The organism is Streptomyces sp. NPDC088554, assembly GCF_044752945.1.
Taxonomy (GTDB): domain Bacteria; phylum Actinomycetota; class Actinomycetes; order Streptomycetales; family Streptomycetaceae; genus Streptomyces.
The window spans coordinates 1-14,179 of record NZ_JBIVMF010000016.1 but is presented as its reverse complement, the minus strand read 5'-3'; the positions used below and the strand labels follow the sequence as shown (position 1 = coordinate 14,179).

11 protein-coding genes and 1 pseudogene are annotated in these 14,179 nt (G+C 70.5%); 5 read left to right on the top strand and 7 right to left on the bottom strand.

Annotation, left to right across the window (positions count from 1 at the left end; genetic code table 11):
• Positions 1–95: 95 nt before the first annotated feature.
• Positions 96–1,199 carry a ScbA/BarX family gamma-butyrolactone biosynthesis protein gene (locus tag ACIP8W_RS19635; protein ID WP_401955990.1) on the bottom strand — a complete coding sequence of 368 codons (1,104 nt, stop codon included), beginning with the start codon at positions 1,197–1,199 and terminating at the stop codon, positions 96–98.
• A 104-nt stretch (positions 1,200–1,303) separates the two neighbouring features.
• On the opposite strand from ACIP8W_RS19635, the gene ACIP8W_RS19630 reads away from it, so the two are divergent.
• A complete protein-coding gene (locus tag ACIP8W_RS19630; RefSeq protein WP_401955991.1) occupies positions 1,304–1,984 on the top strand; it encodes a ScbR family autoregulator-binding transcription factor in 681 nt (226 codons plus the stop codon).
• 282 nt (positions 1,985–2,266) lie between these two features.
• Here the strand turns inward: ACIP8W_RS19630 and ACIP8W_RS19625 are convergent, their stop codons facing one another.
• The 3 genes from ACIP8W_RS19625 to ACIP8W_RS19615 form a co-directional block, all read right to left on the bottom strand.
• Positions 2,267–3,946, bottom strand: a complete 1,680-nt coding sequence (locus ACIP8W_RS19625) for a nickel/cobalt transporter (RefSeq protein ID WP_402203846.1) — start codon at positions 3,944–3,946, stop codon at positions 2,267–2,269.
• The gene (locus ACIP8W_RS19620; protein WP_402203844.1) at positions 3,943–5,319 is read right to left on the bottom strand and encodes a tetratricopeptide repeat protein; all 1,377 of its coding nucleotides are present in this window, start codon (positions 5,317–5,319) and stop codon (positions 3,943–3,945) included. The genes ACIP8W_RS19625 and ACIP8W_RS19620 overlap by 4 nt, the downstream gene beginning before the upstream one ends.
• A 103-nt stretch (positions 5,320–5,422) precedes the next feature.
• A complete protein-coding gene (locus ACIP8W_RS19615) occupies positions 5,423–7,000 on the bottom strand; it encodes a DUF4331 domain-containing protein (protein WP_401955994.1) in 1,578 nt (525 codons plus the stop codon).
• Positions 7,001–7,885: 885 nt separating this feature from the next.
• Between ACIP8W_RS19615 and ACIP8W_RS19610 the strand changes: the two are divergent.
• Positions 7,886–8,411: pseudogene (locus ACIP8W_RS19610) on the top strand (transposase); the annotation flags it as partial.
• 180 nt (positions 8,412–8,591) lie between these two features.
• Here the strand turns inward: ACIP8W_RS19610 and ACIP8W_RS19605 are convergent.
• From ACIP8W_RS19605 to ACIP8W_RS19595, 3 genes are all read right to left on the bottom strand, one after another.
• Positions 8,592–9,218, bottom strand: coding sequence for an enolase C-terminal domain-like protein (locus ACIP8W_RS19605; protein ID WP_402203842.1), 627 nt, complete (start codon positions 9,216–9,218; stop codon positions 8,592–8,594).
• 397 nt (positions 9,219–9,615) lie between these two features.
• Entirely contained in the window at positions 9,616–10,131 is a 516-nt protein-coding gene (locus ACIP8W_RS19600) for a GNAT family N-acetyltransferase (RefSeq protein ID WP_401955996.1), read from the bottom strand.
• 58 nt (positions 10,132–10,189) lie between these two features.
• The gene (locus ACIP8W_RS19595) at positions 10,190–11,179 is read right to left on the bottom strand and encodes a LacI family DNA-binding transcriptional regulator (protein WP_401956006.1); all 990 of its coding nucleotides are present in this window, start codon (positions 11,177–11,179) and stop codon (positions 10,190–10,192) included.
• A 174-nt stretch (positions 11,180–11,353) separates the two neighbouring features.
• Here ACIP8W_RS19595 and iolC point away from each other — a divergent pair, with 174 nt between their 5' ends.
• Genes iolC through iolB form a run of 3 tightly spaced genes read left to right on the top strand, consistent with a single transcriptional unit; the run spans position 11,354 to position 14,080 of the window.
• Positions 11,354–12,325 carry a 5-dehydro-2-deoxygluconokinase gene (gene iolC, locus ACIP8W_RS19590; RefSeq protein ID WP_401955997.1) on the top strand — a complete coding sequence of 324 codons (972 nt, stop codon included), beginning with the start codon at positions 11,354–11,356 and terminating at the stop codon, positions 12,323–12,325.
• A gap of 1 nt (position 12,326) precedes the next feature.
• Positions 12,327–13,187: an aldolase gene (locus tag ACIP8W_RS19585; protein ID WP_402154467.1), complete on the top strand. Its 861-nt coding sequence runs from the start codon at positions 12,327–12,329 to the stop codon at positions 13,185–13,187.
• A complete protein-coding gene (gene iolB / locus ACIP8W_RS19580; protein WP_401955998.1) occupies positions 13,184–14,080 on the top strand; it encodes a 5-deoxy-glucuronate isomerase in 897 nt (298 codons plus the stop codon). Before ACIP8W_RS19585 ends, iolB begins: the two co-directional genes overlap by 4 nt.
• The last annotated feature ends 99 nt before the right edge of the window (positions 14,081–14,179 follow it).

Sequence of the window (14,179 nt, the reverse complement as noted above, 5' to 3'; positions counted from 1 at the left end):
CGTGACTTCGGGCGACCGCCCAGAACATAACGATCGCTACGCTAGGGAGAGTCACTCGGAGCAGTCAAGCGAACGCGATAAGTGTCCCTATGTGTTTATTGGTAGCGCAGCACTCCGAACGCCTTCTGTTCACCATCCTGGAGAAAGCGGAAAACGCAGGTCGCATGGTGCGGAACGCAGATCACACGGGCCGCCGGAAGGTATTCGATGAACCGCGCGGTTTTCAGCCGACCGGCGGTAGGGCGCAGCAGCCTTCCGCCGCTTTCCACGGCGGCGGCCTGACGGGCGGCCTCAAGGACGATCATGCCCGGCAGATGGTCGGTGGCGTGGTCGAAGAAGTACGGATGCCTCATGTCGGCGGGTTCCACCAGGAGGGTGGCGCCGTCCGCCGCGATCACGACGTCATGGGCGCCGCTCACCCCCAGCGCCCGCGCGTCGGGCCGGACCGTCCCGCCGCCGGGCGCTCCGGGGTCCCCGACGGGGGCGGCGCGCCCCTTCCGTACCGCGTCGTACCGCTCGGGGCCGAGAAAGCGCGCGCCTCCGCCGGACCGGGCGAAGGGCGTGCCGTCGGCCAGATAGGTCACTCCCAGCCGCAATCCGGTGACCTCGCCGTCCGCGCCCCGGCGCACTCCGCCGACCCGTACGCGGCAGGTGACCTGGGTGGCGCCGGAAGCCGGCCGGGGTTCGGCGGCGGGGTCGATCTCGAAGAAGAGTTCGGTGATGACCATGCGCACGTCCCTCGGTACCGCGAAATACCGCAGGGGGAGATAGATGCCGAGCTGACGCAGCGTCTCGACGACCATCAGCGGGCTGTGCAGATCGACACCGCCCCGGGGGAAGGTGGGATGCGACCGGGGCCAGGACGCGGCGGCCTCGTACGTACCGTTCCCGGCCGGGCGTACGTCGGTGAGCAGCACCTCGGCGACGGAGTCCCGGTGCACCAGCTCGCGGGCGACGGTGCGCGACCAGGACAGCGACTTGGCGAACAGCCCGGACGGCGCGCCGGACAGCGGCTCGGACGACGAGCATGGCTGCGCACCGGACAGCGGCGCGGACGGCGGGCGGGGCTGCGTGCCGGGCAGCGGCGCGCCGAGCGGTCCCGGCAAGGGTCCGGACGGCGGGCTCGGCAGCGGTCCGGGGTCATCGGGGAGGCGCTCTCCCCGGTCGTCGACTGATGCGCCGCCCACCGATGTACTCATGGGACAAGCACATCGTAATTCTTCGGGGGCCGCACCCCAGCCCCGGCCGCCAAACCCGCTACATTGCGTGCTGTCATTTAACGGAACGGCAATCCGAGGTACATATGCAGGTTCGGGCGGCGCAGGTTCGGGCGAAAACGACGCGCAGGTTTCTTCTGGAGTCGGCGGCACGTCTGTTCGATGAACGGGGCTATGCCGGTACCAGTATCAGCGATATCAGCGCGCGGTCCGGACGGACCAGCGGTGCCATCTACTTCCACTTCGCGAGCAAGGAGAATCTCGCACTGGCCATTGTCGAGGAGCATTTCGCGACCTGGCCCACGCTGATCGGCCGGTACGGATCGGTCGATCTTCCCGCACTCGAAAAGCTGGTCGCACTGAGTTTCGATGTGGCGCGGGCTTTCCGTGACGATGTCGTCATCCGGGCCGGGGCCAGGCTCTGGGCGGAGCGCGCCGCCATCGACGCCACGCTCCCGCGCCCCTTCGTGGGCTGGCTGGAGACGGTCACCGGGCTGCTCGAAGAGGCCCGCAGCGAGGGGGAACTCGCGGCGGGCGTCCCGCCGGAGGTGGCCGCGTACGGCCTGGTGTGCGCGTTCTTCGGACTGCACACCGTCTCCGACGCCCTGGAGGGGCGCAGCCAGATCGAGGAGGGGCTGCACGATCTGTGGTTACTGCATCTGACCGCGCTCCAGCCGGTCCCCGCGCCCGAGGCCCTGCTCGTACGGGCACGCGCACACTGCGACCGGGTGCCCTGCGTACCGACGGCGGTCGCGCTTCCTCTCTAGCCAAGGCTAAAGCCGATCGGCTGGACACAGTGGAACAGGAGAGGATCACACCCAGTACCGCTTGAGCTGCGCCATGGTGGCGTTGACCTCTTCGAGAAGGATCACCAGCCGCGGATCGGCGCGCGCCACGGCTCGTGTTCGAGAACCTCGTCGTCCAGTCGCTCCGCGAGGCGAATCCGGCGCCGGCCTGCCTGTGCGACGCGGACCATGGGGGAGGAACGTGGCTGACACGGACGTGATCACACCTGGACAGCGCGAACATAGGCGAGCCAGTTCACCAACTCACCATGGACCCGCCGCAGCCCTGAGTGTCAGTCCGATGCCGACGAGCAGTACGAGGGCCGAGGTGGCCACGGGGCCGGTCCGGGCCAGCTGCCGGAGGAGGGCCGGGCGGCGGGCCGTGCCCGTGCGCACGGTGCGGTCGATGCGGTCGCGCAGTCGTACGAGGATGAGGCCGGCGAGCGTGAGTGTGGCTGCCATACCGAGTCCGTAGCCCAGCACCAGGAGGATGCCGAAGGCCGTGCGGCCCAGGGCGACGGCGCCCAGCAGGACGACCAGGGCGGAGGGGCTGGGGACGAGCCCGCCCGCGATGCCCATGCCGATCAGTCCGCCGCGTGTCACCGCGGCAGGATCCGGGTGGCTGTGCGGCTCGTGACGGTGCGTTGTATGGCTGTGCGGCTTCGTGAGTACGGCCAGTGCCGGGCCTTGACCGTGTGACAGGTCTGTCCGCTCTGCCCGATCTGTCTGCGGGCGGAGTCCGGCATCGCCGTGGTGATGATGCCCGTGCCCGTGCCCGTGCTCATGGTGGTGGCTGTGTCCGTGCTCATGGTGGTGGCTGTGTCCGTGCTCATGGTGGTGGCTGTGTCCGTGACCATGGTGGTGATGGTGTCCGGGGGTGGGCCGGTTCAGTAGTGCGGCCCGCAGCAGCCACAGGCCGATGCCGGTGACGAGGAGGCCACTGGCCACTCCCAGCCAGGTCAGTACGGTCTCGCCGGCGAGCGTGGTGGCGACGGGCAGGGCAAGACCCAGGACCAGAACTCCGGCCGTATGGGTGAGAGTGACGGTGGCGCCGACCGTGACCGCGTCCCTGGGCGTTCCTCGCCGGCCGGCGAGATAGGCCGCCATGATGGTCTTCCCGTGGCCCGGCAGTGCCGCGTGCGAGGCGCCCAGGATCACGGCAAGGAGCAGCGCCAGGAGCCCCACGGGCACGGTGAGTTCGCGGCTGCCGACGAGAGAGTCGAACACCCCGGAGACCCGGTCCAGGGCCGTGCTGAGGGGCCCGGCACCGGGCAGGACGGCCGACACGCCCGGCGTCTCACCCACGTCGCCCGGCGTGGTGCGCAGTGCGGCGGACCGCTGATCGAGCGGGTCGGCCAGCGGGTCCGTGGGGTAGTGGCGCAGTTCGTCGGTGGCCGAACGGGCGGGCACATCGGAGTGGGTGAGGGTGACACCGACGCTGCGGGCGGTGATCTCCTGCCAGCCGATCCGGCTGGTGTCGTATCCGGTGCGCACGGTGATGTCCGACGGGCCGCGCAGGTCGGCCGCCGAGGTGAGCGCGCAGGTGAGCCGGCTCGTGGTGAGTCCGGCCTCGCCCGGGTGGTAGGTGAACGAACTGCCCGACGGAGTCCATTTCAGTCGGTGGCCGCCGGTCTCCACCCGCAGCCGGCCGGCCGCGGTGGCGCACTCCTGCCGTGCGTGGGCGCGGGCTTCCGCCGCGTCGACGGTGCCGTCGCCGTCCCGGTCGACGCGTACGCGCTCCTGCGCGGCGGCGATCTCGGCCCGGTCGACGACGAGAGTCGCGTCGATACGGTCCGGACGCAAGGTGAGACCTGTGTGATGGTTGACGGTGAAGTTGCCCAGGGGGTGCGCGGTGGCCACCGCGGCGGAGGCGGCGGCCAGGGCGGCCGTAAGGACGCAGAGTGCGGCGGCACGGTGGATCCCGGGGAACCGGTAGCTGTTCATGAGGCGGAGTCGATTCGCTGGAGAGCGCGGAGAGCGGTCCGTGCGGCGGGTGCGTGCAGGGGATGGAAGTGCGGGTCCATGGCGAGGGCGGTTTCCAGGTCCCGGCGGGCCGCCGTCAGGTCGCCGAGCGACTGTTCGATCATGGCGCGGTGGTAGTGGGAGAGCGCGCTGCGGGTACCGAGGGCCAGGGCCCGGTTCGCGTACGGCAGCGCCCGCGTGTCCTGTCCCGCTCGGTGCAGCGCCCAGGCGTAGGCGTCCTGTACGGCGATGAAGGGCCGGTTCTCCACCGCGGTACGGCCCATGCCGACGGCGCGCCGGGCATCGCCGTGATCGGCCTCGAAGAGGATGGCGTCCACATCGGCCGGGGTCGTCGCGGCCACCCGCAGCCGCTCCTGTGCGCGCAGGAGCGCGTACTGCTCCTGGGCGGCGGCTGTGTGGCCGAGGGACTGCTGGAGTTCGCCGAGGCCCAGGACGTACTGGGGCAGCGGGGTGATCGCCACTGCCGCCGTATAGTCCGCGACGGCGCGACGGCTGTCGCCGAGCGCGCTGTGGGCGCGGGCCCGTGCCTCCAGCAGCTGAGGATCGCGGGGGTTGGCGCGCAGACCGTACTCCGCCTCCCGCAACCCGGTGCGCGCGTCCCCCGATTCCACTGCCAGGGTGGCGAGATGGGCGTGGGTGAACGCCTGGTCCCCCGGTGTCGGGGCGTCGTTGAGCGCGCGTTCCATGAGGGCGCGGGCGCGGACGATGTCGCCGCGCAGTTCCCAGGTGTACGAGGCGCGGGCGAGCGAGGCGGTGTCGGGCCGCAGGTCGATCATGCGCTGGACGTCCTGGTAGGACGCTTCGTACTGGCCGAGCTGGGTGTGGGCGTCGGCGAGCACCCCGTACGCCCCGGATCCCGCGGGGTTGGTGGCGACGGCCCGGCGGCCCCAGTCCAGAGCCGCCGCGAAGTCGTGCCGCGCGGCGGCCAGTGCGCCCATCCCGGTCTGAGCGGCGTAGTTGTCGCGGGGCTGGACTTTCAGTGAGGTCCGCAGTGCGGACTCGGCCTTGTCGTAGGTGGCCGGGTCGGCGGTGGTACGGGCCTGTTGTACGTAGGCCATGCCCAGGGAGGCCCAGCCCGGGGCGTCTTCGGGAAGCCGGCGCAGCCGCTCCCGCATCGCTTCGGGCGACCCTGGCCGTACGCCCGCCGCCGCTTCGCCCCCGGCCGGAGCGGCGTCCCGTCCGGCCAGCCCGACCGCGCCCACCGCGAAGAACGTCGCGCCCAGGGCCAGCGCGACCACCCCACCGCGCAGCCGTCTTCGGCCTCTGCCGTCGGGCCGCGCGTGGGGCGGCAGGTGACGAGGCCGGGGGCTGGGGTGGCTGGCCGGCTGAGACACGGTCCTCCTCCGAGAGATGACGGTTACGGGTGACGTCTGCCCGGGGGCAGGGCGGGGTCTTCCCGTAAGGGAGAACCCCGCCCGGCCCCCGGGTCCGGGAGGGTCAGGTGGTGGTGGCCCGGCGGCGCCAGACGCGGAACCCGCCCGCGCCGAGCAGCAGCGCGCCCACTCCGCCGATCGCCGCGGCGCTGTTGGGGTGGAGCGCCGAGGACCGCTGTGCCGCCCCCGTCCGGGGCGAGTTCACGGCCTTGGTGTGAGGCAGCGCCAGATACGGGAAACCGCGTCCGAAGCCGACGTCGTTGGCGTTGACCTTGTCGCCATCCTTGAGGGCGGGGACGAGCACACCGGTCTGGGCAGCGCCTTCGACCGCCTGCAGGGAGATGTCGATGACGTCGTCGGTCAGCCGTCGGCCGTTGGGGAATCCGGCCAGGTCGCCGGCGAGCACGCCGAGCCGCTGGGGCTTTGCCGTCGGCGGCACCGTCATGTTGAGCCGGAGTTCCTCGGCCGGGACGATCTGCCGAGGGTTCGCGTCCTGGTTGAGGCTGTGGGCGTTGAGGTCTGCCTTGATCGGGCCGCACGCCTTGCAGATGCCGGTCAGGTAGATCTCGGCGAGGTCGTCGCGCGGCGTCTTCGGCGCGGGGATCCCGTAGACCTGCTGGATGACCTTGGGCAGGATCGGGTCGTAGACCTTGTCGACGACCGGCTGCACGGTGCGGTCCTGGTCCGGGGAGAGCGCGTTGAAGGCGTCCTTGTACTGGAGTGGGACGACGACCTCGTTGACCAGCGGGTTGCCCAGCCGTGAGACCTGCCGCCAGCCGGGGTCGGCGGCCTTGTCCTTCGCGCGGCTGTCGGTGACGGCCGCCCCCTGGCGTTCGGTCGTGGACCAGATGCCGACGACCGGGTTGCGGGCCGGATTGCCGCGCAGGGCCAGGGCCTTCTTGGGGATCTGGAGCGCCACCGAGTTCACGTTGTAGCCGGCCAGGGTGTCCTGGCCGGTCTCGCTGAGGTTGCCGCCGTAGAGCAGGTCGAAGACCCGCAGGTCGGCGAAGAACGGGTCGTCGGCCTGTCCGGCGAACGCCTTCGCGCCGCCGGGCACGTCACGCACGGCCTGGTCCCGCAGGGCCTTGTAGTCCGGCATCGACGCGGGACCCACCCGCGACGGCGCGACCGGAGCGTCCTTCAGCAGGGTGCGGGTGCGCCCGTCCTCGGTCACGGTCAGGTCGTACACCTGACGGAAGTTGAGATTCGGGTCGTCGATCGTGCGCACGGGACCGGTGTTGTACAGGAACTGGTTGGCGGCGTCCCGGACGATATTGCGGAAGCACCAGGTGTACGTCACGTCCGGGCGTCCGTCACCCGTGTTGTCGATCTTGATGTGGTACCGCGCGTCATCGGCGAACGCGTAGAAGTTCGGGCCGCCGTTGGGCTCCTCGAACGGAATCCAGTTCGCGACGAGGGTCACCGTGTCGGACTTGTCCGGGCTGGTGAACGCGTAGACGTCCGTGTTGTCCGCCCGGGGATCACCGGCGATCAGCGGCGCCTCCCGGTGGCTGGAGGCCGAACTGACGCCCGGCGCCAGGGTCAGCGCGCCGAGCCCGGTGGCCAGCGCGCCCGTACCGAGCACGAGCAGGGAACGATCCAGGACACGGCGGGCACGCGGCCGTACCGAAGGGGGTTTCATGAAGTCCTCTCACTGCGAAGTTCCCGTGTCCGGATACGGCGGTGCCGTACATGGACACAAGGGGTTCGGATGGGGGAGGTAAGAAGTCGCCCGGCGGACAACGGAACGTGTCCTGGCGGCTTCCGCGAAGGCAGCCATGACCGGTCGAGCATCACCGCGCACCGGAGATTCGATGCGCGTAAACAGAGAAGCACGAAGATGCGCCGTAAAAGGCCGATGCGATTCCGCGCCGATTCCCTCTCCCTTCGGTGTTTCCGGGAAGAACCGCAGGTGAAGTGCACGAAACACCCGGGCGCGAGAGGTCGAGAACCATGCCCGACACGAAGGCGTGGACTAGGCCAACCGATACCACCCCACCCTATTGCACATCATTTGCACCAAGGGGGAAGACAGTCAGGTGGGCCATCCACTGCCGAATCGATTCCTCGAAATTACCGAGATGTCCCCGCCACCGTTACGAAGCCCCGAAACTCTTCGCCGGTTACCAACTGCCCGCCGGATACCCGGAGGTCGACCTGCAGTCGACGGAGGCCGCATCCCCGCTCCCTGGATGCGCCCCCAGCGCGCCGTGGCCGTATTACCCGAAACCCCCGAGGAGTTCCGGGCGGAACTTCCACACCCGAAGGGCCCCTCCTCCTGACGGGTAAACGGCGAGTCGAACCGCGAACAGGATCCGATAAAGGAATTTTCCATACTTAATCAAATGGTCGAATTGCGCGAAAAATGGCATGCGTTTCTATGGGAGCCGCCAAGCACCCCATGCCCCCGGATCCGGAACATCGATTCAGGGACGCCTTCCCCGCCCCTCACCTGTGACGAATTCGGCGCGGAGGGCAGTACGGATTGCTCTGAAAGCGCGTTCAGGGCACCATTCACTCAAATGGGGAAGTCGCCGAGCTGACCGGCATGATCGACCTGGCCGACTACCCGGACGGCACCCGGGTCATCGTCCGGCGCGAACGCCCGCACCCCGGCGCCCAGCTCTCACTGTTCGACCTGGACGAAGGCATGCGCCACCAGGTCTTCCTCACAGACACCCCCTACGGGCAGGGCTCCGTGCACCATCTGAAGGTCCGCCATCACGCACACGCCCGCGTCGAAGACCGCATCCGCAGCGGCAAGTCCACCGGCTTCGGCCGTCCCCTCCCGCCCCTTCCACATCAACGCGGCCTGACTCGAACTGGCACCGACCGGCGCCGACCTGCCCGCCTGGACTCAAACACTTCTACTGGAAGGCGAGTTGGCCACCGCAGAGCCGAAGAAGCTCCGCTACCGGCTCCTGCACACCGCCGCCCGCATCACCCGCGGAGGCCGCCGCCGCTGCCGACGAATCTCCGCCACCTGGCCCTGGCGAAACGAGCTGGCCAACGCATTCACCCGCCTTGCGGACCTGCCCAGGCCAGCCACCTGAACCCCAACAGTCCCTGCCCACCCACGACCCGAGAAACCCTGGAGCACCCGACCCGCGCGTCGGGCCCCGGTCATGCCCGACGGCGACAAGCAACCGAACCCACCACCACATCCCGCTCAGATCGACTCAGCCACTCGAAGCGAAACAGCGAGGCTAGTGCTGTGACCGGCACATCCCGGTTCACCAGCGCGGCAGCGTTAGGTCGTACGCCGGGTCGACACGGCGCATATAGCCGGTGTCGTCCCGGCGCTCGCGTCCCGCTTCGAGGAACGTGCGGTGCCGGGCGGCCGGCGCGTCCTGGTCCGGCTCCACACCGAGCCCGGGGCCGGTCGGCACGGGCACACCGCCGTCGACGAACTCCAGCACCCCGGGGACCACGATGTCGTCCTGGCCGTTCCACGGGTAGTGGGTGTCGCAGGCGTAGGTGAGGTTCGGGACGACCGCCGCGACATGGGTCATGGCGGCCAGGCCGATGCCCAGGTGGAAGTTGGAGTGCGTGGACACACCGATCCCGAACGTCTCGCAGACGGCGGCGAGTTCACGGGTCCGTCGCAGTCCGCCCCTGTAGTGGCGGCCCGAGAGGACCACACCGACCGCGCCCTGTTCGATCCCCGGGCGCAGTGTCTCGAAGGAGATCACGCACATGTTGGCGGCCAGTGGCATCGGGGCCGGCTCCGCGACCTCCGCCATCCCCGCGATGGTGCCGGTCGGGTCCTCCAGATACTCCAGCACGCCGTCCAGCTCCCGGGCGACGAAGAGCGAAGTCTCCGTGGAACAGGCGATGTTGGGGTTGAGCCGCAGCGGCATGCCGGGGGAACGCCTCGGCGAGCGCGCGGATCGCGGCGATCTCCTCGTCGGGCGGGAAGACACCACCCTTGGGCTTGATCGACCGGAAGCCGTACAGGTCGATCAAGCGCCGCGCCTGCGCGACCACACCGGCCGGGCCGAGCGCCGACCGGACCCACGCCCGCTCCATCGCGGTCAGCGGCCCCCGGGGCCCGCCGCGCGCGGTGTCGATGGCCCGGGTGACGGCGATGGTCGCGAGCTGGAGCACACAGCGCGTAGCGCCAGCGGCTCGTGCACACCATCGGCGTTGAGCAGCGGCGGGGCGCTGAACGCGATGGACGTGATGACAAGGTCACGGATATGCGTACCGGATGATCCCTTATCCCTCGGTGGCGCCGACGGTGATCCCGCCCCCGGTTCAGAGCCGCTCGAACGGCTCCGCGTAACGGAACCGGCCGCGCAGGGCCGAGTCGTACGCGGTCAGCGGGCGGATCTGGAAGTACTCGCCCCAGGCGGGGTCCGGCGACGTGATCCCGTACTCCGTACTCGTACGGAACCCGAACCTCCCGTAGTACGCCGGGCTGCCGAGCAGCGCCACCAGCGGCTCCCCCAGCGCGTCCGCCGCCCCCAGCACGGAATGCATCAGCGCCAGGCCGACGCCCGCGCGCTGCCGCTCCGGCGCCACACCGATCGGGCCGAGGCCCACCGCCGCCACCTCGCCGACGCTCCCCCGCGTACACACCACATGCCCGATCACCGCACCGCCCCCGTCCGTCGCCACCAGCGACAGTCCGGGCAGCCAGCCGTCGCACTCGCGCAGCGCGTCGAGGAGGGGGACCTCCACCGGGACGGCGGTGTCCGGGACGGCGAAGGCGGCCGCGGTGACGGCGCGGACGGCGGACACATCGGCGGGGGTCTCACGTCGGATGAGCATCGCCCCAGCCTGCCGCGGTGCGCGCCGACGCCGCAAAAGGATTCCGCCGCCCGCGCCGCTAGTCGGCGCGGGCGGGGGGCGCCGCGCTCGTGCCCCGTACCACCAGTCTCGGTTCCAGTACGGCTTCGCGGGGCGGGAGGGTGGCGTCGGCCAGGCGCTCCACGGCGAAGCGGACCGCGTGTTCGGCCAGCCGGACCGGGTCCTGGCGGACCGTGGAGAGGTCGATGTGGGAGAGGTGGGAGAGGTGACTGTCGTCGTACCCGACGACCGACACCTCGCGGGGTACGTGGACACCGGCCCGGTCCAGGGTGTGCATCAGGCCCATGGCGCAGCGGTCGTTGCTCGCGAAGACAGCGGTGGGGAGGCGGTCCCCGGCCAGGAGGAGGCGGCCCGCCGCGCTGCCGGATTCCTCGGTGTGGGCGCCGGGGAGCACCCGGGCGCTGCCGGCGAGGCCGTGGGCGCGCATGGCGGCGCGGAAGGCGCGGCGGCGTTCGGCGGCGCCCGGGTCCTTGCCGCCGTCGATGTGGACGATATGGCGGTGGCCCAACTCGGCGAGGTGGGAGACCACTTGGCTGACGCCCCGGCTCTCGGAAGTGTGCACACTGTCGACCTCGGCGCCCCGGGCCCGGCGGCCGACGACCACCACGGCGCTGCGGCGGCCCAGCTCTTCGATGCGGGCATTGGGTGCCTTGGGACCGAGGAGGAGCAGGGCCTCGCAGCGGTGGCTGAGCAGTGCCTCGACGGCCTTGTTCTCGTCGCGGCCGGGGGCGCTGGCGGACAACAGGACGTCGTAGCCGAGGCGTTCGGCCTCGGGGTAGATGCCTTCGACCAGGTCGGCCTGGAAGGTCTGATGCACCGTCAGAACGACGCCGATGGTACGGCTGCGGCCGCGGGCCAGCAGCCGGGCCGCGCTGTCGGGGCGGTAGCCCAGTTCGTCGGCGGCGCGCAGCACCCGGCGGCGGGTCTCCTCGCCGGCGCCGGGCTGGTTGCGGAACACCAGCGACACCAGGGCACGGGAGACCCCGACGCGTTTCGCGACGTCCGCCATGGTCGGGCGCCTGCCGGACCGCTCCTCCACGGGGTCCCTCTCCTTCGGATCGTCGGAGTGAACCTAGCGGAAACCCGCCCGTCACCATCTATTGACAGGACATATAGACATCGAGCATCGTACTGGCAACTAGAGCGCGCTAGTAGAGCGTGTCAGTGCTGGAGGTCCCCACACATGGCAGTCCTGGACGTCCTGACCATGGGACGGGTCGGGGTGGACATCTATCCGCTGCAATCAGGCGTCGGCCTGGCGGATGTCACCTCGTTCGGCAAGTACCTGGGCGGTAGCCCCACCAATGTCGCCGTCGCGGCGGCGCGCTACGGCAGAACCTCCTCGGTGATCACCAAAACCGGGGACGACCCGTTCGGCCGGTTCGTACGACAGGCCCTCACGGGCTACGGGGTGAGCAGCGAACACGTCGGTACGTCCGGCATCGCACCGACCCCCGTGACGTTCTGCGAGATCTTCCCGCCGGACGACTTCCCCCTCTACTTCTACCGGCTGCCCAAGGCTCCCGACCTGGACATCCGTCCCGAGGAGCTGGATCTCGACGCCATCGCGTCGGCCCGGATCTTCTGGATGTCGGGTACGGGCCTGTGCGCCGAGCCCAGCCGGTCGGCGACGCTCGCGGCGCTGGCCCACCGGGCGAAGGCCGGGATCACCGTCTTCGACCTCGACTGGCGGCCGATGTTCTGGGAGGGCGCCGAGGGCAAGGGGGCCGCCGAGGCGCGCGCCTTCTACCGCGAGGCGCTCGCGCACACCACGGTCGCCGTCGGCAACCGCGAGGAGTGCGAGGTCGCCACCGGTGAGACCGAGCCGTACGCCGCCGCCCGCGCGCTGCTGGCGCTCGGGGTCGAGACCGCCGTCGTCAAGCAGGGCCCCAAGGGCGTGCTGGCCATGGACCGGTCCGGCAACACGGTCGAGGTGCCGCCCGTATCCGTCGACGTCGTCAACGGGCTCGGCGCGGGTGACGCCTTCGGCGGCGCCCTGTGCCACGGGCTGCTCGCCGGCTGGGAGCTGGAGCGGGTGATGCGCTTCGCCAATGCCGCGGGCGCGATCGTCGCGGGTGAGCTGGCCTGTTCGGACGCCATGCCCGACGAGGCCCGGGTCGAAGCGAAGCTCGCAGAGGAGATCGAGGGTGTCTGACATGGTCCGGCGGATCGTGACGGCCCGGGTCAGCAATCCCGGTGCCATCGCCGAAGCCGCTGCCCGACGGGTCAGAGCCGTCTCGCCGCTCGGTGAGCACGGCCGGGCGATGATCATCGCCGCCGACCACCCCGCGCGCGGTGCCAACACCGTGGGCGGCGACCCCTCCGCGATGGCCGACCGCACCGCGCTGCTGGAACGGATGTGCGTCGCCCTGGAGCGCCCCGGTGTGACCGGTGTGCTGGCCACCGCGGACATCCTGGAGGACCTGCTGCTGCTCGGCGTCCTCGACGGCAAGAGCGTCTTCGGCTCGATGAACCGCGGCGGGCTCGCCGGGTCCGTCTTCGAGATCGACGACCGCTTCACCGGCTACGACGCCGAGGCCATCGCGGCCATGGGCTTCGACGGCGGCAAGACGCTCACCCGGATCTGCCTGGACGACCCGGCCACCCCCTCCGTACTGGAGCAGACCGCCCGCGCGGTGGACGAGCTGAACGACCACGAGCTGATCGCCCTGGTCGAGCCGTTCCTCTCGCACTGGGTGGACGGGAAGATCCGCAACGACCTCTCGCCCGATGCGGTGATCAAGTCGATCACCATCGCCTCCGGGCTCGGCCGCCGGTCCGCGTACACCTGGCTGAAGCTGCCGGTCGTGGACGACATGGAGCGCGTCCTCGCCTCCTCGACCCTGCCCGTCCTGCTGCTCGGCGGCGAGGTCAAGGACGCCGAGGCCGCGTTCAGCGCGTGGCACAAGGCGCTCTCCCTGCCGACCGTGCAAGGACTGGTCGTCGGCCGGTCCCTCCTCTATCCCTCCGACGGCGATGTCGCCGGAGCCGTCGACCGAGCGGTGAGCCTGCTGTGAATACCCAAGACAACACACTGCATCTGCCCGCGCGCAGTACCGCACAGGGCCCGTACTCCACACTGATCACCCCCGAGTCCGCCCGGTGGGGCTACTCCGGACTGCGCGTGGTCGAACTCGCCCCGGGCGAGCAGGTCAGCCTCTCCACCGACGACAGCGAGTACCTGGTCCTGCCGCTCGCGGGTTCCTGTACGGTCGCGGTCGACGGCACCACCTTCCTGCTGGCGGGCCGCGACGGCGTCTTCGCCTCGGTCACCGACTTCGCGTACCTCCCGCGGGACGCCGAGGCCGTGATCCGCAGCGAGCACGGCGGACGTTTCGCCCTCCCCTCGGCCCGCTGCGAGCGCCGACTGACCGCGCGGTACGGCCCCGCCGACGGCGTCCCCGCCGAGCTGCGCGGCGCCGGGAACTGCTCGCGCCAGGTCAACAACTACTGCCTGCCGCACACCTTCGAGGCCGACCAACTGCTCGTCTGCGAGGTCCTCACCCCCGGCGGCAACTGGTCCTCGTACCCGCCCCACAAGCACGACGAGGTCAGGAAGGACGCCGACGGGACCCCCGTCGAGAGCGAGCTCGAGGAGATCTACTACTTCGAGGTCGCCGAGGGCCCCGCCGGCCCCGGCTTCGCCTACCAGCGGGTGTACGGAACGGCCGACCGCCCCCTCGACGTCCTCGCCGAGGTGCGCACCGGCGACACCGTGCTGATCCCGCACGGCTGGCACGGTCCCTCGGTCGCGGCCCCCGGCTACGACCTGTATTACCTGAATGTAATGGCCGGACCCGGTCAGGACCGGGCCTGGCTGATCTGCGACGACCCGGCACACGGCTGGGTGCGCACCACCTGGGACTCCCAGGAGACCGACCCCCGGCTGCCCTTCGGGAAGGACCAGTGATGGAGACCGTACGGCTTACCACTGCGCAGGCCCTCGTGCGGTTCCTCGCGAACCAGTACAGCGAGCGCGACGGGCAGGAGCAGCGTCTGATTCCTGGTG